Origin of the sequence: Streptomyces taklimakanensis (assembly GCF_009709575.1) — a bacterium.
GTDB classification, from domain to species: domain Bacteria; phylum Actinomycetota; class Actinomycetes; order Streptomycetales; family Streptomycetaceae; genus Streptomyces; species Streptomyces taklimakanensis.
The window spans coordinates 66,987-87,659 of sequence record NZ_WIXO01000002.1 but is presented as its reverse complement, the minus strand read 5'-3'; the positions used below and the strand labels follow the sequence as shown (position 1 = coordinate 87,659).

Below are 20,673 nucleotides of genomic sequence, written 5' to 3'. Positions count from 1 at the left end.
CAACCGGTCGCGGGTCAGGACGCGCCGGCCATCGTGCGGTCGACCTTGGCACGGGGTCTGCTGGAGCCGATGAGGGCGCCGACCGTCATCACGCACCGGTCGCCGTCCCAGGTCTGTCCGGACACGAAGACGTTGTCGGACATCAGCCGGTCGATGCGGACCACGTGGCGCAGCACGGCACCGGGACGCACCTCGCCGGTGAAGCGGCAGTCGCGGAACGCCGCGGCCACCGGCACGCCCTCCGCGGTGTCGGTGGACAGCCACAGCAGCACCGAGGACTGGCCGAAGGACTCCAGAATCAGGGCCCTGGGGTACATGTAGCGCGACAGGGGCAGACCGTCGGCCATCCCCTGGTAGCAGGGCTCCGAGCCGGAGACCGCCTTGACGGTGGTGATCCGCCGACCGGGGTCGAACGCCGCCACCCGGTCCACCAGGAGCATCGGGTGACGCACCGGCAGCCGGTCCAGGATCTCGGTGTAGTCCGGTCCGGACGGGCCGGAGGCCGGGAGGAGCGGCCCGCCCGCCGGTGTCGGCAGCTCGCCGGCGGCGTCGCGGTCGCCGAGCACCACCTTCACCGCCGCGACCGGTGTGCCGTCGTGGCGGGTGCCGTCGGCGGTCACCAGCCACCGTCCGTCGTCGGTGGCCCTCGCCGTGACGTCCAGGCGGATCTCGTCGCCGCCCTGCATCGGCGCCAGCCAGCGCCCGGAGCGGACCTCGACCAGGTTCAACGGCTCGTCCGCGCCGACGAGGGTGGTCGTCGCCTGGCGGAGGGCCTCCAGCACGAACACCGCGGGCAGCAGCGTCAGCCCCGGGAAGTGCCCGACCATGTACGGGTCCTCGGGGTTGACGGTCTTGTACAGCAGGAACCGGAGGTCCGGCCCGTCGGACAGCACCTCGATCCGGTCCACCGCGCGCAGCGGGGTCGCGAAGGTGTGCCGGTCGTGGTGCGGCGTTCCGTCGTCCGGTCGCCCGGCCCGCGGGGGGAGCGCGCCGGTCACACGAACCACACCTGGTCGTACCGCGGCCAGCGCACCGCCAGCTCGGCCGAGCCGAGGCAGGTGGTCCCCGCGACGAGCTGTTCGGGGGCGAAGCCGAGCGCCGTCACGGCGGCCTCGTCCACGAAGACGTCGAAGCCCTCGGCGATCAGGTCGCGCACGGAGCCCCGGTAGTCCGGCAGCGTGTCGAGCACCATCGTGCCCAACCGCACCGACGGCCGGTAGGCGTCCTCCTCGACGGCCATGGTCACCGCCGCGCCGCGCAGCGCGACGTCCATCCGTTCGAACTGGCCGTGCAGGTCGAGCAGGCCGTACAGGGCGTGGAAGAACTGGGCCTCGACCGCGCCGCGGTAGGCGCGGTCGAGGACGCACAGCACGCTCGGGCCGCGTTCGGTGCGGGTGGTGGTCATCAGGCCCCTCCGAGGTAGAGAGTCTGCTTGGCCCCGGCGACGGTCGCCGCCAGCCTGAGCGGGGACCGGTGCCGCACCTGCGGTATGTGGTGGGTGGCGCCGCGCTCCTCGGTGCACGCGGTGCAGCCGATCCAGGCGAAGCGGCCCTGACCGTCGGCGATCATCCGCTGGACGATCGCCGAGGGCGAGGGGTAGTGGCCCTCGGGGTCGCGGGTGTTCGGCAGCTTGGTGTCGCCGAAGGTGTCCTGGGTCATCATCGTGGCGTAGCCGCACGCCCAGACCCGTACCGAACCGCCGTTGTCGAGCACCGCCTGGGAGAGCCGCAGCGCCGAGGTCACCACGTCGCTCGAGTGCGGGGCCGCCGTCAGGATCAACAGCAGGTCCCACATGCGGCGTTCCATCGTGGTCGCCATCAGTGCCACACCCCCCGGCAGCCGTCCTCGGCCAGTGCCGCGGCGACGACGTCCATGCCGGCGAGCCTCACGTGCGGCGACAGCCTCGTCGCGCCGAGCGCGCGCTGCGCCGCGGAGAAGTCGTCCACGAGGATCTCGACACCGGCCGCGGCCAGCCGCTCGATCTCGGGTGCGTCGGTGCCCACGGCGCTGAGCACGCCGTCCTCGACGAGGAAGACCCGCACCCGGTGGCCGGCTTCGGCGAGCGCCGCGGCGTCCAGGAGGAAGGTGCCCGCGTTGGGGCCCGCCCAGTTCCCCTTGCTCTCGATCAGGAAGTAGGAGGCGGCGTCCGCGGAACGGGCCGTCTGCGCGTCCATCAACCGCTCAGCTTCCGGTTCAGCAGGTCCTGGATGTCGGGGAACCTGCGGACCGTGCCGAGCTCCTCCTCGGGAATCTTGATCCGGTACCGCTGCTCGAGCGTGACCGCGAGTTCCAGCGCCACCACCGAGTCGACTTCCAGCTCCTCGATGAGGAGCACCTCGTCGGTCAGCTCCGACGGCTCGACGTCCAGCGTGTCCGCCACCAGCTCCCGAAGTTCCGACACGTCCAGTGTGGTTTCGGCACTCACCGGAATTCCCTTTCCTCGGGCCGTTCGCGCGGTTTGCTCTTCGATTTCCGCGTCCGTGCTTTCCTGTAAGAACGCGGCACCGCGTCGATCTTCGCCGATGTTATGGCAGTGCGCCGAAGGCGAGGAGGTGCCCGCCCGATTGCTGCAGGTACTTGCAAGGGCTACGGACCTCGATCTTTACGAATGCATCCTGATCGGCGTCGGCAATTGTGTCGCGCTACCCGGAAGAGCGAGGTGCACCGGTGACGGTCGTGGTCACGGGACTGGGGGCGGTGAGCTGCTTCGGCGGCGGAACCGCCGCCCTGTGGGACGGTCTGCTCCGCGCGGACCGGCGACCGGTGCCCGCGCCGGACGCCTGCGGCCTGCCGACCCGACCGTACCTGTACGCGGCGCCCGACCCGGGCCCCGTCCACCCCCACCCGGACACCGCGGCGCCCGGCGGCGAACCGGCCGGGCGGACCAGCGCGCTGGTGGCGACCGCCGTCGCGGAGGCCGTCGAGGACGCCGGCCTGACGGCCGAGGACCTGCTCGACGCCGGCCTGACCGTCGGCACCTCGCTCGGCGACATCGACTTGGCGGAGACGCCCGAGGCGTTTGACCGGCGCCTCGCCACCCACCGCGTCGCCGCCGTGGTCGCCGGTCGGTTCGGCATCGGCGGTCCCTGCCAGACCCTCTCCACCGCCTGCTCGGCGGGGGCCTACGCGGTCGGTTGGGGCGCCGAATTGATCGCGACCGGCCAGGCCGACGTCGTCGTCGCCTGCGGCGGGGACGCCTTCTCGCGGGTCGCGATCGGCACGTTGCAGCGGTTCGGACTGGTGGACCCGGAGTGCTGCCGGCCCTTCGACGTCGATCGCGCGGGCATGGTCACCGGCGAGGGCGCCGCCGCCGTGGTGCTGGAGTCCGCCGCGTCCGCCCGGCGCCGGGGAGCCGACGCGCTCGCCACGCTCGCCGGCCACGGCTGGAGCTGCGACGCCCACCACCCGATGGCCCCCGAGCCGTCCGGCGAGCAACTGTGCCGCTCGGCCGCCCGGGCGCTGGCCGGCGCCACCGAGGCCCCCGGCGCCGTCGTACTGCACCGCGCCGGGGTGGCGGGCAACGACTCCGTGGAGTCCGCCGCGGTCGGACGGGCCGTGGCGGCCGTCGGCGACGGCACCGCCGCCGAGGTCGCCGGGTACGCGCCGAAGGCCGTGATGGGCCACACCGCGGGCGCGGCCGGGGTGTTCGGCTGTGTGATCGCGGCCCTGATCCTGCGGCACGGGGTGGTTCCGCCCAACGCCCACGTCTCCACGCTCGACCCCGAGTGCCCGCTGGGGGTTCCGCTGGGAGAACCCGCCCCGCTCGCCCGGCCGTCGGTGCTGGTGAGCGGTACCGGTTTCGGGGGCAACAACGCCGTGCTCGCCTGGAGGGCCGTCGGATGACCGTGCTGATCACCGGAGCGGGCGCCGTCGCCGAGGAACCCCGGCCCGCCGGCGGCACCGGCGACGGCACCGCTGCCGCCGCGTGGTTCGACCCCGCCGCCCACCTCGGCCGGCGGGGCTGGAAGTACCTCAGCCCGGCCACCCGGTACCTGTTGGCGGCGGGCAACCGGGCGCTCGGACGACGTCACGACGAGCCGCCGCTCACCGGCGACGCGGCCGAACGCTTCGGCGTGGTCACCGGAACCCAGTACGCGATCGCCGGCGTGCACCGACGGATGGACGACACCCTCACCACCGTGGGCGTCCAGGGGATCAGCCCCGCCGAGGTGCCCGGGTTCTCGATGAACACCCCCGGCAGCCAGCTGGCCATCAGCACCGGCGCCCGCGCGTTCTCGGTCACGCTCACCAATCCGGTCACCGCGGGCCTGGAAGCCGTGCAGTTCGCCGTGACCGCGCTGCGCACCGGTCGGGCCGACCGGGTGGTGGCCGCGGCGACCGACCAGGCGCCGGCCGGGGAGGACGGGGGCGACCGGTACGACGCCGCCGCCGCCGTCGTGCTGTCGAGGGACCCGGCGCCGGACTCCTCCGGGGGCACCGGCGCCCTCGCCGGGATCACCGGCGGGACCTCCCGGTTCGTCCCCCGGAGCGCCGACGGCGGCTGGGACCGGGCCGCCCTGGCCGCGAGCGGCGGACGGGTCGCCGCCCTGGCCGGCGGGGCGGCGGACGTGCGGCTGGTGGTCAGCGGGCCGGCCGACGCCGCGGAGTTCGGCGGTGCGGTCCGCGACGCCGTCGCCGAGTCCCTCGCCGAGGCGGGCGGCTCGGTGCGGGAGCCCGCCGGGGCGGTGAGCGAGGCGCGGCACTGCGCGGTGTCGGGCCTGCTGGAGCTGATCGCGCTCGCCCGGACGGGAGGGACCGGGCTGGTGGTGTCGGTCTCGGAATTCGGGCATCTCACCGCGATAGCGCTCGACGGTCCCGTTCACTCGGAATTCCACTGAACAGTGGATATTCGCAGATATACGCGGAGGACTTTGACCGGTCTGCTGCGACCCGGATATCGTGCCGACATGACAGTAACGGCAGAGCGGCCGACCGATCGATTGACGAAGATACGCAGAGTATCCGGTTATGGGGCCGCCGTAGCGGTGACACCGTATCTGCTGATCAAAATCGTCTGGAGTTTCGGTCTCTTCATTCCGACCGAACAAATGGGCGGCGCCGACTGGCGCGCGATCAACGCGGCGACCGCCTTTCTCGCCGCCGTCGGCATCCTGCTGGCGATGGCGTTCTCCAGGCCCTGGGGCGAACGGCTGCCCGCGTGGCTGGTGGCCCTGCCGGTGTGGGTGGGAACCGGCCTGCTCGTCCCCATGCTGTTGCTGGCACCGGTGCTCGGTCCGGCCGCGATGAACCGGGACCAGGAGGCGGGCTCCCCCGACTTCTGGATCTACGAGCAGATCCTCGTGATGATCTCGCTGGTCGGAGTGGGCGTCGGCCTGCCGCTCGCCCTGGCGGGGTACGCCAAGGCGCGGTGGCCGGAGGCGCTGGGCGGCCCGACCGACTGCGGGGAACCGCCGGGAAGCACCCGGCCGTTGCAGACGACCCTGGCCGGGCTCGTCGCGGTCGGCTGCGTCCTGCTCGGCTGCGTCAAGGTGTTCTGGGCGGCCGGCGGCACCCTCGGCCTCGATCCGGACATGCTGGACAACCGCGACGTGTGGTGGCACCTGCTGTCGTTGAGCACCGGCGCGTGGGCCTTCGCGGGGGCGTGGGGCATCCTGGTGCTGACCACCCGACGCGGGTCGCGGAGGTTCCTGCCTCCCATGGCGGCGGCATGGATCTCGTCGGGCATGCTGTTCTCCTACAGCATCTACAACCTCCTCACCCTCACCGACATGCAGCAGCCCGCCCCGGAGTACCCGCTGGCGGGCGCGCTGGCCAGGGAGGTCGGCGCGGTCCTGGGCGTGATGATGGGGCTGACCCTCCTGCTGGTCCTGTACGACCGCAGGCGCGTCCTGCGCGGCGACTCCTGAGCCGCTCCCGCTTCTTCCGGCGCTGCGGCGCCAGGGCCGTCCGGAGCCCCTGACAGGACTCCGGACGGTCCCCGGGAGGCGCAGCGCCGGAAGCGCCGGAGCCTCCGGCCGGTGCCTCCTCGGAAGGGGCACCGGCCGGAGGCTCCCGCCGGTACGCGGACCGGCACCGCGATCCGGCGTCCGTCGGCGGCGTTCGTGGTCGGTACGGCTAGCGGGCGGTGCGGGGAACGGGCAGGGAGCACCACTCCGGCAGCCTGGACCACACGTCCGGGGTGTAGAAGTGCCCGCCGGGCAACTCGACCGCCTCGAAGGCGCCGTCGGTCAGCGACCTCCAGTGCCGCTCGACGTCATCGAAGGGCTCGGAGTCCTCGGCCCCGTAGAGCACGCGCAGCGGCACCGACACCCGGGAGCCCTCGACGAACCGGTAGGACTCCGACACCGCGAGATCCGCCCGGAGCAGCTCCACCGCGAGCTTGACGAGCTCCGGCTCGTTGGCGACCACCGCGGTCATCTGCCCGAACTCCCGCATCCACCGGACGAGAGCTTCGTCGCTGTCGTCCGAGCGCGGCACGTGGCTGCGCACCTCCCGGCGCTTGTGCGGCGCCACGCCTCCGGAGACGACGAGGGCCGAGGGGGGTGCGACGCCGAGGCGTTCCAGCCGTGCCGCGGTCTCGAAGGCCATCCACGACCCCATGCTGTGACCGAACAGGACGTAGGGGCGGTCGGTGAGACCGCGGACGGCCCGCACCACGTCGTCGCGGAGGGCGACCCAGTCACGGGCGAACGGCGTGCCGAACCGCGCCTCCCGACCGGGATAGCAGATCAGCGCCAGTTCCACGTCGTCCGGCAGGGTCTTGGCCCACTGCCGGAACGGCGCGGTGCCACCGCCGCAGTAGCTCAGGCACACCAGCACCCGATCGGCGTGTGGCCGTGGCCGTGGCCGGTGTACCGCGGCGGCGGTGGATTCCGTGTGCATGATCGTCCTTTCCGCCGCGGGGTGCTACCGGGCGCCTTCCATCTGACGCACGAGGCTGAGCGGACGCATGTCGGTCCAGTTCTCGTTGACGTAGTCCAGGCAGGCCTGCCTGCCGTCCTGCCCGTGCACCACCGTCCAGCCCGCGGGAACCTCGGCGAAGGCGGGCCACAGCGAGTGCTGGCCCTCCTCGTTGACCAGTACGTAGTACTGGGCGTCGTTGTCCTCGAAGGGGTTGCTGCTCATCGTCTTCTCTCCAAGCGTGTTCGGCGTTCGCCCGCGTTCGCCCGGCCGGCGGTGCCGGTGGGAGTTCGGTGCGGTCGAGGGCGGATTCTTCGTACGGGTTCCTCGACGGCGGTGCTAGGCGGTGCGCTGCCGGACCATCGGCAGGGCGGTTCCCGCCGGGGCCTCCTCGTCCGTGTGCTCGCCGGACCGGTTGCCGTGCGGATCGCGAATGCCGTCGATCAGCATCAGCACCGCACGCACCGAGGGCAGGATCATCTGCCCGTCGCCGGTCAGCCGTGCACCGCTGGGGTGCCTGGTGAACAGTTTGAAACCGAGAGACCGTTCCAAACACTTGATCTGATAGGTGATCGCCGGCTGGGAGTAGCCCAGTTGTCGCGCCGCGACATCCATGCGTCCGGTTTCCGCGATCGAAACAAAGGCTCTGAACTCGCGCTCGTGCATCATGCCCCCACATGTGGCCCGTACCACGGCAGAACTCGACCACAAAACCGCCGTATCAGGAACCTTACCGATGCCGAACACGCTTTCTCCCCTGCCGTTTCAGGAAGTTGCACCGGGTGCCGGCGGGCGGCGGATCACAGGCCGAACTCCACGTAGTCGATGTCGGTGAACTCCACGGCCAGGCCCGGGGCGCGGCGGCCGCCGTCGCGGAAGTAGACCTCCTGCAGCCCTTCGGCGACCACCGCCCGGAGCCGGTCCTCGGGAGCGCCGGACGCCTGGGCGTCGAACAGGCGCTGCGCGTAGGCCGGGGGGAGGTGCTGGGTGATGCGGCGCATCCGGCCGTCGTCGGTGGTGCCGGGTGCGGCGGTGAACCCGAACCGGGCGCGGGTCTCCACCACGATCCCGGTACGGGTGGCGGCCTGTTTCATCGCCCGCCGGCGCACTCGCGGCTGCCACCGCCTGCGCACCTCGCCGGCGAGACGGTCGGCGAGCTGCGGACGCGGGGTCCTGATCTGACCCTTCACATAGCGTTCGACCGTGCGCTGGGAAACCCCGAGCAACTGCGCCACGGCCCTGGTCCCCTTGAGCTGCCTGACCAGGAACCGCATCTGCGCGGGTGCCGACTTCGGGGCCGGCCGGGTGGCGGTGTTCGCCGCGGCCTGCTCCAGACCGTCGCCGATGATGCCCACCAGTGCTCCTCACTCTCCGTCGAGGGCGGCGTCGGTGCCCTTGATGTGTCGTGCGGGGTTGTGGCCTTCGTCCAGGAGCTGGACGGCCCACAACAGCTCCTGGGTGCCTTCGTGCTTGACCATCCCGGGGGAGACCCCCAGGCGGAAGGTGCCCGGAGCCGGTCTGCCGTCCGCGGTGCGCGGCAGGACGTGGAGCGGGCTGGGGCCGTCGGCGAGGTAGACGGCGCAGTCCGACAGCAGCGCGACGGGGATCAGGGCCTCCTCGGCGAGCACCAGGTGCCCGGTGGGGGCCGGGCCGTGCTGGGTGGCCAACGCGGTCTTGAGGATCTTTCGGTGCATGTTGACCCGGGCCGCGGAGATGACGGCGGCGCGGATGTCGGGGCGCCAGGTGGGGCGCTCCAGCGCCGGCCACCGCTCCCCCGGCCGGTAACCGGTGCCCTGGGGGCGCTCCCGGAGCTTGCCGATGCCGCCCTTGACGGTGGACTTGATCGCCGAGAGCACCGCGGCCATGCCCGGGTCCGTCCGCTTGTGCCGTTCCATCGCCGCCAGGAACTCGGAGTCGCTCATCCCCGTGACCACGCCGAGGTCGGCCATCGTGGCCTTGTACGCCTCGGCCAGGTGCTTGTACCAGGGATCCAGGTACGGTCCGGACTCCGGCCGGATCCATGCCTCCAACGGGCGGATCTCCACCGGCAGGCGGTAGGTGTCGACGAGTTCGGCCGCGTAGGCGACGGTCGGGGTGGCGTACCAGGCCGGCCCTTCGGGGCGGGTGCCGTGCGGGGTGAACGGACTGGGCAGGCGCGGGTCCAGCTCGATGCCGGACAGGTCCACCAACCAGCTGCCGGGGGTCTTCTTGTCGAACACCGGCGCCTTGACGTGGACCGGTGCGCCCAGGCCGACGGGCAGGCGGTTGGCGGCCGCGAGGAACGCGGTGTTGACGTCGATGCCCACCGCGTGGGTGCGGGCGCATTCGGCGTCGGTGAGCAGTTGCGGGTCGCGGATCCACTCGTACGCCTCCTCCACCAGCACCTGGTCCGGGGTGCGCTGGTGGCCGCGCGGGTGGTGGGCGGCGACGACCGGGTGCTCGTCCGGGGCCTCCGGCGGGGCGGGATCCACGGGGGCGGTCAGTGAGCCGGGAACCGGGCCCGAGGTCCATCCGCCGGTGGCCTCGTCGCGGACGGCGCGGGTGGGCGGGCGCAGCGCGGTCATCAGCTCCAGGCCGCACACCGCCGTCGACCCGCGCGGAGTGATCACCCGGGTGGCGTAGGCGCCCAGGGCGCGGGCGAGTTCGGCCGGGGGCAGCCGGTCGGCCTCCGCCCAGGAGCGGGAGTCCAGCGCGTCCCAGGGCAGGACGGCCAGTTGCACGCACCGGCGTTGCCCGCCCTGCGCGGGGCGGTAGACGCGGGCCCAGGGGCCGAAGCCGCGCTTGGTGAGCTGCCACTTGGCCTTGGTGAGCTGCCTGACCACCGGATGGTTGCCCGGCAGGCGCAGTCCGCGCCGGTCCTCCAGGCGCTGGGGCAGCCCGAGCCGCTCGGTGGCCGAGGCGGTGAGCACGATCAGCGGATCGGCGTCCTTGCCCGACGGGTGCAGTCGCGGCGCGCCCAGTCCGGCCTCGGTCAGGGCCCACTCCACCAGGGCCGGGACCGTGGTGGCCGGGCAGTCCAGCACCAGTCCGTCCACGCAGTACGCGCTGCCGTCCCCGTCCAGGACCGCCAGCGGACCGTTGACGAACCGGGGATCCGCGTCGGCCTGCCGGGCGGGGGCTGGCCGGGGCGCCGCCTTCCTCGTGGCCGGGCGGTGCGATGGCGGGGGCGAGGCCGGTCCGGGCGTGCGCGTCGGACGCGTCGGACGCGTCGGACGCGTCGGACGGGCCGGAGGGGGCGGCGCGGCGGCCGGGGGCCGTGACGGTGTGGGGGGCGCCTCGGGTTCGGCCGTGGTGACGCGTTCGGCGAAGGGCCGCGAGACCGGCCGGGTCGGTGACGCGGGGGGCGCCGCGCCCCGGGCGTCCCCCGCCCCGGCGGGGTCGGAGGTGTCGGATGTGCCGGCGGTGTCGGCGGGGTAGAGCTCGGCGAGCTTGTTCAGCAACCGGGCGTAGGCGTCGCGTTGCGGCGGTCGCGGATCGGTCTTCCCGTTCTCCCAGGAGACCACCGTCGCCCGCCGTACCTTCAGTGCCTTGGCGACCTCCTCCTGGCTGAGCCCGTGGGCCTTGCGCAGCCGCTCCCGCTCCGCCGGCGGTGGCAGCGGCGAGCGGCTCTCGACCAGGGCGTCGACCGCGTCGAACAACTCCGACATGCAGTACCTCCTCCGCCTCACGCTAGCACGAAGCGGACTTTCGGCGATCATTAGGCGTACTTAAGACGTACTGTCGGCTTTGTGGCGCATTGGCGCCGGCGGGGCGAGGTGGGGCTCGTGCACCGCCGAGGATCGAACCCCTGCGGGTGTGCTCGCCTGCGACGGTGGCGAGCCGGTCGGCCGAGCCGCCGTGGCGCCGCGCTCGCCGGCTGTCGCGCTGCGCGTTTCCCGATCCGTCCGGTCGGGCGTCCGACTGGGCTGACGGTGACCCGGTGCGTGGCGCCTGCGGCGCCACCTCCGCCCACGCGATGCCGAGGTGGATTATCACGGCGTGATGATTCGACCGCCTCCTGCGCGACCGAGTCGGGGGGCGGCGAAATTATCACGCCGTGATAGCCACACCCCTGGGTGAACCTAGGTAACGCGATGATCCTTGATTTGATCATCGGCGTTAGTATGGTGTCCGCCATGGCTTCCCCAGACTCCACCGGCGACCGCGAGAAGGTCGTCTCCAAGCTCCCCGGGTGGCTCCGGCAGGACCTCAAGGTCCGCACCGCCCAACTGGGTGTCGAGATCCAAACCGCCGTCGAGCAGGGCATCAACGACTGGTGTGACCTCGCCTCGGCCCCGACCGCCGTCGACACCTCCGGCGCCGATCCCTTCTCCACCTGGCTCCCCCCGGGGCAGTGGGAGCTCTTCAGGACCACAGCCGCCGACCGCAGGGTCTCCCTCATCCAGGGCCTCGCCCAAGCGGTACAGCTGTGGCTTCAGAAGAACCCCGCCCCCGCGGTGAAACGCCCGGAACACCCACGCCGCGTCATCGTCTGCAACCAGAAGGGCGGCGTCGGCAAGACCGCCGTCGCCGCCGGAACCGGCGAGGCGATGGCCGAAGACCCCAACACCCTGTACCCGGTGCGCGTCTCCAAGCACTTCGCCGCGCTCCTCGAGGGTCAGGACCACGGGAGCGCCGCCGACCCGATCGGCATAGGAGAGCTGCCCGGGCTCGGCCTACGCGTCCTGCTCGTGGACTTCGACCCCCAGTGCCACCTGACCCAGCAACTCGGCCACAAGCCGCTGCCCATGGACGGTGACAGCCTCACCAAGCACATGGCCGGCGAACCCGTCGGCGAACTGCGCGACCTGATCGTCCCCATCGAGGAGGACCGCTTCGGCGACCGGCTGCACCTGCTGCCCAGTTGCAACGATGCCTTCCTCCTCGACGTCAAACTCGCCGGCGTCCGAGCCCGCGAAGCAGCCCTTGAGCGCGCACTCGCGCCCATCGAGCCCCTCTTCGACGTCATCCTCGTCGACTGCCCGCCCAGCCTGGGGCTGAGCATGGACGCCGCTGTCTACTACGGACGCCGCCGCGACAACGAACCCTCCGGCTCCTCCGGAGCCCTCACCGTCGTCCAGGCCGAGGACAGCTCCGCCGACGCCTACACCCTCCTCACCACACAGATCGAAGACCTCCGCCACGACCTCGCCATCGAGATCGACTACCTCGGCATCGTCGTCAACCACTACGACGCCCGTCGCGGCTTCATCGCCACCTCCTCCCTGCAGGCCTGGATGGACATAAAGGACCCCCGCGTGGTCGGCGTCATCGGCGACCTGAAGGAACAGAAAGAAGCCGTACGCGTCAAACGGCCACTGCTCGCCTACGCACCCAAGTCCGACCAGGCAGTGGCCATGCGCGCCCTCGCACGGGAGATCTCATGAGCAGCAAGGCAGCAAAGCTCGGCGCCGGCGCCTCGTTCGGCCGGGCCCGCCCCGTCAGCGCCCGCAGGGCCGCCATCGGCGCCGCCACCGGTGTCCCCACCGAAGGCGTCCCCGACCCCACCGAACTGCCCGTCGAGGTCATCAGCCACAACCCCGACAACCCGCGCGACCACCTTCGCGACCTCGACGACCTCACCCAGAGCATCAGAGAACTCGGCGTCATCAACGCCATCACCGTGGCTCGAGTCGACGCCTACCTCAAGGAACGCCCCGACCGCGCCGACGACCTGGACGACGGCGCCAAGTACGTCGTCGTCGACGGCCACCGCCGCCTCGAAGGCTCACGCCGCGCCGGCAAGACCACCATCAAGGTGATGGTCGACGACGCCCGCGTCGCCACGGACGAGTCCCTCCTCGAATCCGCCTTCGTGGCGAACTTCCACCGCGACGACATGACCGACCTCGAGCAAGCCCACGCACTCGAGGCACTGGTGAAGTTCTACGGCAGCCAGACCAAGGCCGCCCAGCGCCTCGGCATCTCCCAGGCCAACATCTCCTCCAAGCTGTCCCTGCTCAAACTCTCCCCCGAACTCCAAGCCGACCTGGCCGGCGGCAGGAGGCAAGTCGAGCACGTACGCAACCTCGGCAAACTGAGCCCGGAGGAGCAGCGTGCGGCAGCGGACGCCCGGGCAGCCGAGGCGAGGAAACGAGCCGAGCAGAGGCGGGCTGCCGCCCACGAACCGACCGTGGACACCTCCGCCACCACCGAACCGGCGACCGCCGGCGATTATCACGCCGTGATAAGCGAGGAGACGGGCCCGACCGACCGGCATCCTCGGACCGACGCTCCCGAGGCCGCCGACGGCCGGAGGCTTCCGCAGCGCGACGCGACCGCCGTACCCGCACAACCGCGGAGGGCCGAGGACCGGGCCACAGAGGAACGCATCACGGTGCCGTGGCACGACGTACACGCGGTCGCCCACCTCATCCAGGAGCACATGTCCCCCGCGGAACGGGCTCGGTTGATCGACCTGCTCCAGTCGCGGAGCCGGAGCGTGACGGCATCGACCTGACCCACGGTCCCCCCCCCGTCGTGCGGCCGGCCCGGTCGCCATGCCCACACAGGCACGGCAACCGGGCCGCGGTGGAAGGCCGTCCGCCACCGGAAGGGGGGCGGCAAGGCCCGCCGTGGCCGCCGGCGCCGCCCGAGCGTGCAGGGCGGTGCGAGGCGGGGCGGGGCGGTGTGGGGTACGCACTTTGGGAGTTGGTCGCCACGCCCGTGGGAGCCGAGGATGAGACCCCAGCCGTCCTCCGGCGCGGGCCGTCGAGGCCCGCCGCCGGCCGCGGACACGGCGCCGCGCGCTGACGTGCCGTCCGTTCCGTTTTCCCGGAGGGGGTCGACATGGCCTGGTCCACGACGGACATCCCCTGCCAGCGGGGCAGGGTCGCACTGGTCACCGGCGGTTCGGCCGGGATCGGCCTGGCGACGGCCCGGGCGCTCGCGGCCCGTGGCGCCCGGACCGTCCTCGCCTGCCGGGACGTGGACAGGGGCCGTGCCGCGGCCGCGGGCCTGGCCGGACCCGCGGACGTCGTACGGCTCGACCTGGGCTCGCTGGAATCCGTGCGGCGGGCCGCGGCCGAGGTGCGCGACCGTTACGGACGGCTCGACGTCCTCGTGAACAACGCCGGGGTGATGTTCCCCCCGCGCCCGTACACCGAGGACGGCTTCGAAACCCACTTCGGGGTCAACCACCTGGGGCACTTCGCGCTGACCGTCCTGCTGCTGGACGCGATGCGGCAGGTGCCCGGCTCGCGGATCGTCACCGTCACGAGCCTGGCACACCGGATCGCCCCGGGCGGCTTCGACGCCGCGGGGGCCCGCTCGGGGGACGGACGGCGATCCGTCGCCGCCTACGGACGCTCCAAACTGGCGAACCTGATGTTCTCCCGCGAACTGCAGCGGCGGCTCGCCGACGAGGGCGCGGAGACGGTCTCGCTCGCCGCGCACCCCGGCCTGTCGGCGACCGCACTGTGGCACGGCGACGCGCCCGCGCCGCTGCGGCCGGTGGGCCGGGCCGCTCTGCGGTTCCTGGCTCGGCCGCCGGGCAGGGCGGCCGAACCGGTGCTGCGCGCCGCCACCGACCACCGCGTACCGGGAGGTGCTCACCTGGCGCCCGGGAGGCTGGTGGAGACACGGGGCGCGCCGGCGCCCGCGCGGTCCAGCCGGGTCTCACGGGACGCGCGGGCACAGCTCGACCTGTGGGAGCTGTCGGAGGAGCTGACCGGGGTGCGGTACGGGCAGCGGACGACGTCGCCGAGGGCCGCTCGACGTCATGGCTGAGGGGGCGTCCGCCGTGCCCGGCGCGGGCGTGGGCCGGGCACCGTGTTCAGGCACTCTTCCGCCGGATTGCCGTCTTCGGCCGGCGGGGCCGGTCGTCGGTTGAACACTCCTACGGTCGATCCACCCACCGGACAACGGCAGAAAGGCTTCACTGTGCGTTCCGTCATGGACACGAATTCCAGCGCGCGGCGCATCCCCTCGGCCTCGCCTCCCGTTCCGCAAGCCGGACCCGACCGACCGCGCTCGCTGTTCGTCAACGGGCACTTCCCCCGTCGGCGCGGACTGGTCGTCTGTCTGGCCGCGCTGTTCGGGTTCGCGCTGACGGTGGTGTGGTCGCACGAGTTCGTCGACCAGACCATCGGCGCCAACGTCGCCGGTGCGCTGTTGGGCCAGGACGCCGCGACCGCGTCCCTGAGCGGCTCCCTGGCCGGTATCGCGTTCGCCCTGGCCACCGGCGTCGCGGGAACGTTCACCGCCTGCAACGTGGCGGTGTTCAGCGCGGTGGCCCCGCTGGCCGGACGGACCCGGTCGCGGCGCGACCGGTCGGCACGGCTGCTCAGGCCGCTGGGGTATCTGGCGGCCGGCTCCGTGGCCGTGTCCGCCGTCTACGGCGTGGTCGTCGCCCTGGTGGGCACCGGTATGCCGCAGTTCCGGCTTGGGTCACCGGGGGCGGGCGGCTTCCCACCGGTCCTGGTGCAGGCCATGGTGGTCTTCGGGATCATCGGCGCCGTGATGGTGTGGCTGGGCCTGGCGTCGCTGGGGCTGGTGCCCGATCCGCTGGCACGCGTGTCCGCGCGCTTCCCGAACGCCCCCCTGGTCGTCATGGGCGCCCTCATCGGCGGTTTCCTCATCGGCCGTCCCTACCCCCTGTTCCGGCGCCTGTTCCACGACGCGGCCGAGAGCGGCAACGTCCTCTACGGCGCGGCCTCCTTCTCGCTGCAGGCGCTGGGCAACCTGGTGGTGATGGGAGTGCTGTTCGTCCTGGTCTCCCTGCTGGCGGGCGAGCGGCTGCACCGTTGGATGTCGGCGCACCCGGGCCGTGCCTCCGCCGTGATCGCCGCGGCGTTCATAGCGGCGGGCGTCTTCATGGTCCTGTACTGGGACGTGCGCATACTGGCCTACCGCGATCTGATCTGGTTCCCCATGGCGCCCTGGGCGTGAGCCGCGCCGGCCGGCGCGGCGACACGGCACCGACACGGCACCGACACGGCCCGGCCGCCCCGCTGTGGGGTGGCCGGGCCGGTCGGCGGTCTTGTCGGGGTGACCCCCGGTCACGGACTCGGAGGTGAACAGGCCTACCGCCGTGTCCTCGCCCCCTCAGGCCCGCGCGTCGCCGTGCGGGCGTCTGACGTACTGGGTGACCGCGTACTCCCCCGTCACGGCGAGCGCCTCGTACAGGGCCTGCTGGTACCGCAGGCGGGAGGAGTCCAGGGCCACCAGGGCGTGACCGCAGCCGAGCTCCCGTAGCCGTTCGACGGCCGCCGCGATGAGCGCGAGGCCGACGCCCCGACCGCGGAAGGCGGGGGCCACGGCCATGTCGACGATCCGCCCCCTGTCCTTCCACGCCTGTGCGAGGACGTGGCCCACGGGCCTGCCGGCGATCTCCAGGAGCAGGGACACTCCGGCGGACCGCCCGGCGACGTCGCCGCCGAACTGGTCCAGGCGGGCGTGGAAGGTCCTGTAGTCCAGTTCCCTGGCGCCCGCGGTCCGGGCGAGGGTGTGGATGTCGTGCAGGGCGCGCACGTCGTCCGAGGAGCTGTCGACCTGCCGCAGGAGGCCCCCCTCGGGGAGCGTGTCGGGCAACGCCGAGCGGGTCAGGTCCATCTCGCACCGGTTGTAGGTGATCTGCCGTAGGAAGCCCGCCTCCCGGAGCACGCCGGGGACCACCGGATCGCCGTTGAGTACGCCGACGAGGACGGTCTCGTGGCAGCCTCCGTGCTCCCGGGAGAGTTCGTCGGCGCGGGCGAGGACGTGTGCGAGCAACTCGCGGGCGATGCCGTCGCCGTCTTCGGGCAGCACGGTGAGCGTGCAGTCCAGCGAGGGACCGCCCCGCATGGTCAAAGTGGCCCAGGCCACGAGGTCGCCTTGGGGCCGGGTCACGCACCAGCCGTTGTGGAGCGGGTCGTACGCCGGGTGCCCGATCTCGAGGAGGATGTCCCCGTCGGTGCATCTGGCCGTTCCGGTGATCGCCCTCTCGTGGGCACGGGCGAGTCGGACGAGGCTGTCCAGCCGTACGCCGGCCAGGCTCCTCACGGCGAGTGGTGGGGGTAGAGCCATGCGTCGCGGGCTCCTTTTCTGAATACGGTGCGCGAGGGCGCCGCACCGACGCACACAGGTGGGTACTCGGCCACTTCACGTCCGCCGGAGGGACCGTGGCGGAATTCGGCCATCCGCGTGGGTGCGTCTCCTCACGGTCGAGAGACGGACCACAGGGCCGGGAGGCCGTCGCGCATTCCGCGGACCTTCGGACCCGGTGCCGGCGCCGGGGCCGCAATGACTTTTCCAGATGCTACTGGCATACGGCGACCCGGCGTTGTCCGAATGTGTCGACCAAGTCCGCCTCGGTGAAGATCGGGGCAGCTCCGTGAATTTTCCGAATAGCCATTCTGGTTTTTCGGTGGTGCCGGGGAGCGCGCCGGCACGGTTCACTTCGCGGCGAACGCTCCTCCCCGGCACCACCGCACGGCGGGTACCGGAACGCGGGACGCGGCGGTCCGCCTCCGCGCCGGTCGGTTCACACGGCCTCGCCCAGGACGTACGCCTCCAGTTCGGAGGAGAGGTGCGCGTACAGGTCGGCGCCGGACTGCCTCATGACGGCGGTCCACTCCTCGAACTCCGCGTCGCCGTCGGCGTCTCCGGCCGGGTCCGGGGCCCCGGCGAAGCGCTCACCGCCCTTTCCGTCGAACTCGGTCATGTTCCTTGCTCCTTCCCCCGGGTTCCTCCGGGTCGGTATACATCGGTATACAGGGGAACATGCTTTCAGCGGCTCGGACGGGTCGCATCTTCGCCGCTGCCGGACCGTGCGGCGCCGGTCGGCGGCCGTACACGTCGGCGAGGTGCCCGCCCGGGAAGTCCGAGCGGAAGGCGACCTGGACAGGTCGGCTCCCTCCGGAGAGGCGGAACGGAGCCGTGGGACGGCCGAGTTGGTGAAGTCGCCGTGCTTCCCCCGGGGTCCGTTGCCCCGCCGTGCGGCCCGTGGTTTGCTCGGCACCGTCCTGCCCGGCCGACCGCCCGTCCGCTGTCGGCGCTCCTCCCGTGACCGGTCGGCCGCGTCCGTGCCTCCCGTATCCCCGTCCCCGCGGGCGTGCCGGCGCGGGAGGTGGCAGGGCGTCCGACGAGTTCGGAAGGGACACGGGTGTCCGGCTCCGACCTGCGCGAACCGGGCGGCGAGGTCGGTGCGGAGGTGACGGGGCCGATCCGGCCACGGAAACGCCGGACGCCGTTTCCGGGCAGGTCCACGAGGGGTTCCTCGGACCCAAGGCGGCACCGGCACCGACCGGCACCGCACCGGCACCGCACCGGCACCGCACCGGCCGCTCCTGCGGCGTACCGCACGAGGACGGGCCGCGAGGCCGTCCGGAGGCGGGAAGACCGGCACCGACACCGACACCGACGGCAAAGACGGAAAGACGGAAAGGGACCCACTCATGACACGGCGCCGCAGCGTGGTCGTCGCGGGCGGTGGCATTGGCGGGCTGGCCGCGGCGGCGGGGCTCGCCGCGCGGGGTTTCGACGTCACCGTCGTCGAGCGCGCGGGGCGGATCGGTGCCGGTGGGCCCGGCCTGGTGCTCCACCCCGACGGGATGCGGGCCGCCGACGCGCTCGGCGGCCGCGTCGGAGCACGCATCCGGAAGGCCGGCCACGTCACCGCGTCCGACGGGGTGCGCGTGCTGATGGACAGCCGCGGCACCGTGCTCGCGGAGGGTCCCGTCGGCGCCGCGGACCGGCGGCCGGGGGCCCCACGGGTCCTCCTGCTCCGCTCCGCCCTGCACCGGATCCTCCTCGACGAGGCGCTGGCCGCGGGGGCGGTCGTGCGTCCGGACACCTCGGTGGAGGGGTACGCCGGGCGCGGCGAATCCGTCTCCGTGCACCTGTCCGACGACACCACACTCGGCTGCGGGGCACTGGTGGCCGCCGACGGCATCCGCTCGGTGGTGCGGCGGCGCATGCTGGACGACGGACCCCCGCGGTACCGCGGCTACACCTCGGTGCGCGGCCGTGCCCGCGGCCCCGCGTTCGGGGGGCGTGAACACGTCGTCAGCGGCCGGGGCGTCCGGCTGGCCATCGTCCCCGCCGGCGGGGACGCCCTCCACTGGACGGCCGAGATCACCTCACCGCCCGGAGTCTGGCCCGCCCTGGGCGGCCCCGGTGCCCGACGCGCGCTGCTCACGGCCCTGGACGGCTGGTACGCACCTGTCACCGAGCTGGTACGCGGCACCGACCCGGGGGACATCGCCGTCACCGACGTCCATGACCGCGACCCGGCGCCGCGCTGGGTCGACGGACGTGTGGCGCTGCTCGGCGACGCCGCCCGTCTGGTGGTTCCGACGCTCGGTCAGGGGGCCGGCGTGGCGCTGGAGGACGCGGTGGCGCTGGTCGACGCGGTGGTCTCGTGCGCCGACATCCCGGCGGCCCTGGCCGCCTACGCGCACGGGCGCATGGAGCGGACCGCCGCGGTGGTACTGCGGTCGCGCCGTCAGGGAGCGCTCGACCGGGGCGCGGACCCGGCGGTCGAGGAACGCCGCGACGCCCGCACGGGAGCCGCGGGCCGCAGGAACGCGGACCGCGCCGACGTCGTCGGCCGGGAACCGCGGCCGCGGCGCCCCGGCAGACCCCGCCCCCCGGCGGCGGGGCACACAACGGAAGGTGGCAAGGCCATGGGAACACCGCACATCGTCCTGGTCAGCGGATCGCTGCGGGCGGGCTCGACATCGGACCGGGTGGCCGACTGGTGTGCCCGGCGATGCGTCGAACACGGCGCGACGGCACGGGTCTTCACCGGTGCCGAGATCGACTTCCCGGCGTACCGGCCGGGGCTGGAGGAGACACACGAGGGCGTGGCGGACTTCCTCGGCGAGCTGCGCCGCGCCGACGGCGTGGTCCTGGTCTCGCCGACGTACCACGCCACCGTGTCGGGGCTGTTGAAGAACGCGCTCGACTTCGCGAACGACATCGGCGGGCCGCTGCCGTACCTGGACGGGCGCGCGATCGGCACGGTCGCGGTGGGCACCTCCTCCCAGGGGGCGGCCTCGACCCTCGCCACCCTGCGCACCATCGGGCACGCGCTGCGCGGCTGGCCGACGCCGGTGGGCGCGGCCGTGTCCCGGGTGCCGGCGCAACCGTCCGAGCCGGGCACCGAGGTCTCTCCCGAGGCCGAGCGGCTGATGCGCATGGTGTCGCAGGTGGTGTGGCTGGGCGGGGTGCGCGCGGCCGGCCGGCCGGCCGCGCTGGGGGCGGTCGCGTAGCCGGCCCGCTTCGGGGCGGCGCGGGGACCGCACGGCAGGGGGCCGGGCGCGCCGGGTGCGGCACGCCTCGCGCGTGCCCGTCCCGGAGAGCCCGGCCCGTGGTCCGGTCGCGTTCCGCCCCGCCGTGGGGATGGTGCGGGGCGGTGCGGGGGCGGTATCAGCCGAAGGTGATCTGCTGGCCGCCACCTCCCTGTCCGAAGTCGTCGCCCAGACCCACCTGGCAGGCGCTGACCGAGCAGTCGACCGTGCCGGACGGAGTGCCGTCGGCGCCCTTGACGGCCTCGAAGGTCCGGTGGACGGTGATCTGCGCGGTGACTTCACCCTGGGCGTCCGCGGTCACGTCCACCACGGTGGTCGGGTCGCACCCGTAGGAGCCCGAGGTGACGAGTTCGCACTGCGCGACGTGGTAGACGACCCCGGGGGTGAGGCCGGTGCCCTTCACGGTCACCGTGTCGCCGTCGGCCAGCCCCGTGGCGGGAGTCACCGTCACGGCTGGCGTCGCCGCCACGGCGGCCGGCTGGAAGGCGGCGGTCAGGCCGGCGGCGAGCGCGACGGCGGCACCGGCACGGGCGAGGGAACCGAACTTGCTCTTGGTGGTCATAGAGGCACTCCAAACGTGATGGGGGGATCGGCCGTCCCT

21 protein-coding genes are annotated in these 20,673 nt (G+C 73.0%); 8 read left to right on the top strand and 13 right to left on the bottom strand.

Going from position 1 to position 20,673, the window contains the following annotated elements:
* Window positions 1-14: 14 nt before the first annotated feature.
* From F0L17_RS26360 to F0L17_RS26345, 5 genes are read right to left on the bottom strand one after another with little or no spacing between them, the layout of a single operon-like run.
* On the bottom strand, window positions 15-998 hold the full coding sequence (locus F0L17_RS26360; RefSeq protein ID WP_162466915.1) for an ApeI family dehydratase: 984 nt from the start codon (window positions 996-998) through the stop codon (window positions 15-17).
* The gene (locus F0L17_RS26880) at window positions 995-1,405 is read right to left on the bottom strand and encodes a hypothetical protein (protein WP_162466914.1); all 411 of its coding nucleotides are present in this window, start codon (window positions 1,403-1,405) and stop codon (window positions 995-997) included. The genes F0L17_RS26360 and F0L17_RS26880 overlap by 4 nt, the downstream gene beginning before the upstream one ends.
* Window positions 1,405-1,818, bottom strand: a complete 414-nt coding sequence (locus F0L17_RS26355) for a hypothetical protein (protein WP_143071818.1) — start codon at window positions 1,816-1,818, stop codon at window positions 1,405-1,407. The genes F0L17_RS26880 and F0L17_RS26355 overlap by 1 nt, the downstream gene beginning before the upstream one ends.
* On the bottom strand, window positions 1,818-2,174 hold the full coding sequence (locus F0L17_RS26350) for a DsrE family protein (RefSeq protein WP_155074261.1): 357 nt from the start codon (window positions 2,172-2,174) through the stop codon (window positions 1,818-1,820). Before F0L17_RS26350 ends, F0L17_RS26355 begins: the two co-directional genes overlap by 1 nt.
* Window positions 2,174-2,425: a phosphopantetheine-binding protein gene (locus F0L17_RS26345; protein ID WP_155074260.1), complete on the bottom strand. Its 252-nt coding sequence runs from the start codon at window positions 2,423-2,425 to the stop codon at window positions 2,174-2,176. The genes F0L17_RS26350 and F0L17_RS26345 overlap by 1 nt, the downstream gene beginning before the upstream one ends.
* A gap of 242 nt (window positions 2,426-2,667) precedes the next feature.
* Between F0L17_RS26345 and F0L17_RS28415 the strand changes: the two genes are divergently transcribed.
* From F0L17_RS28415 to F0L17_RS26330, 3 genes are all read left to right on the top strand, one after another.
* Window positions 2,668-3,843 (top strand): beta-ketoacyl synthase N-terminal-like domain-containing protein, encoded by a 1,176-nt coding sequence (locus F0L17_RS28415; protein ID WP_155074259.1) that lies wholly within the window; start codon window positions 2,668-2,670, stop codon window positions 3,841-3,843.
* Window positions 3,840-4,838, top strand: coding sequence for a beta-ketoacyl synthase N-terminal-like domain-containing protein (locus F0L17_RS26335; RefSeq protein WP_155074258.1), 999 nt, complete (start codon window positions 3,840-3,842; stop codon window positions 4,836-4,838). The genes F0L17_RS28415 and F0L17_RS26335 overlap by 4 nt, the downstream gene beginning before the upstream one ends.
* Window positions 4,839-4,985: 147 nt before the next feature.
* Window positions 4,986-5,867 (top strand): hypothetical protein, encoded by an 882-nt coding sequence (locus F0L17_RS26330; protein WP_202918010.1) that lies wholly within the window; start codon window positions 4,986-4,988, stop codon window positions 5,865-5,867.
* 208 nt (window positions 5,868-6,075) lie between these two features.
* Here F0L17_RS26330 and F0L17_RS26325 read toward each other — a convergent pair whose 3' ends face one another.
* The 5 genes from F0L17_RS26325 to tap form a co-directional block, all read right to left on the bottom strand.
* A complete protein-coding gene (locus tag F0L17_RS26325) occupies window positions 6,076-6,843 on the bottom strand; it encodes a thioesterase II family protein (protein WP_155074256.1) in 768 nt (255 codons plus the stop codon).
* Between the two features lie 24 nt (window positions 6,844-6,867).
* Window positions 6,868-7,086 carry an MbtH family protein gene (locus F0L17_RS26320; protein WP_155074255.1) on the bottom strand — a complete coding sequence of 73 codons (219 nt, stop codon included), beginning with the start codon at window positions 7,084-7,086 and terminating at the stop codon, window positions 6,868-6,870.
* Window positions 7,087-7,200: 114 nt separating this feature from the next.
* Complete coding sequence (locus F0L17_RS26315) at window positions 7,201-7,608, bottom strand: LysR family transcriptional regulator (RefSeq protein WP_338018297.1); 408 nt, start codon at window positions 7,606-7,608, stop codon at window positions 7,201-7,203.
* 53 nt (window positions 7,609-7,661) lie between these two features.
* Window positions 7,662-8,216 carry a telomere-protecting terminal protein Tpg gene (gene tpg, locus F0L17_RS26310; RefSeq protein WP_162466913.1) on the bottom strand — a complete coding sequence of 185 codons (555 nt, stop codon included), beginning with the start codon at window positions 8,214-8,216 and terminating at the stop codon, window positions 7,662-7,664.
* A 9-nt stretch (window positions 8,217-8,225) separates the two neighbouring features.
* A complete protein-coding gene (gene tap, locus F0L17_RS26305) occupies window positions 8,226-10,508 on the bottom strand; it encodes a telomere-associated protein Tap (protein ID WP_155074253.1) in 2,283 nt (760 codons plus the stop codon).
* 468 nt (window positions 10,509-10,976) lie between these two features.
* Here tap and F0L17_RS26300 point away from each other — a divergent pair, with 468 nt between their 5' ends.
* From F0L17_RS26300 to F0L17_RS26285, 4 genes are all read left to right on the top strand, one after another.
* A complete protein-coding gene (locus F0L17_RS26300) occupies window positions 10,977-12,227 on the top strand; it encodes a ParA family protein (RefSeq protein WP_155074252.1) in 1,251 nt (416 codons plus the stop codon).
* Window positions 12,224-13,300 (top strand): ParB/RepB/Spo0J family partition protein, encoded by a 1,077-nt coding sequence (locus tag F0L17_RS26295; RefSeq protein WP_155074251.1) that lies wholly within the window; start codon window positions 12,224-12,226, stop codon window positions 13,298-13,300. The genes F0L17_RS26300 and F0L17_RS26295 overlap by 4 nt, the downstream gene beginning before the upstream one ends.
* 329 nt (window positions 13,301-13,629) lie before the next feature.
* A complete protein-coding gene (locus tag F0L17_RS26290; protein ID WP_155074250.1) occupies window positions 13,630-14,568 on the top strand; it encodes an oxidoreductase in 939 nt (312 codons plus the stop codon).
* A 165-nt stretch (window positions 14,569-14,733) separates the two neighbouring features.
* A complete protein-coding gene (locus tag F0L17_RS26285) occupies window positions 14,734-15,729 on the top strand; it encodes a hypothetical protein (RefSeq protein WP_238421035.1) in 996 nt (331 codons plus the stop codon).
* A gap of 156 nt (window positions 15,730-15,885) precedes the next feature.
* On the opposite strand, the gene F0L17_RS27205 is transcribed toward F0L17_RS26285, so the two are convergent.
* A complete protein-coding gene (locus F0L17_RS27205) occupies window positions 15,886-16,845 on the bottom strand; it encodes a GNAT family N-acetyltransferase (RefSeq protein WP_202918009.1) in 960 nt (319 codons plus the stop codon).
* Between the two features lie 457 nt (window positions 16,846-17,302).
* Entirely contained in the window at window positions 17,303-17,482 is a 180-nt protein-coding gene (locus F0L17_RS26270) for a hypothetical protein (protein WP_155074249.1), read from the bottom strand.
* Window positions 17,483-18,215: 733 nt separating this feature from the next.
* Between F0L17_RS26270 and F0L17_RS26265 the strand changes: the two genes are divergently transcribed.
* Window positions 18,216-20,033 (top strand): NAD(P)H-dependent oxidoreductase, encoded by a 1,818-nt coding sequence (locus F0L17_RS26265; protein ID WP_155074248.1) that lies wholly within the window; start codon window positions 18,216-18,218, stop codon window positions 20,031-20,033.
* A gap of 157 nt (window positions 20,034-20,190) precedes the next feature.
* Here F0L17_RS26265 and F0L17_RS26260 read toward each other — a convergent pair whose 3' ends face one another.
* A complete protein-coding gene (locus F0L17_RS26260; RefSeq protein ID WP_155074247.1) occupies window positions 20,191-20,634 on the bottom strand; it encodes an enediyne antibiotic chromoprotein in 444 nt (147 codons plus the stop codon).
* Between the last annotated feature and the right edge of the window lie 39 nt (window positions 20,635-20,673).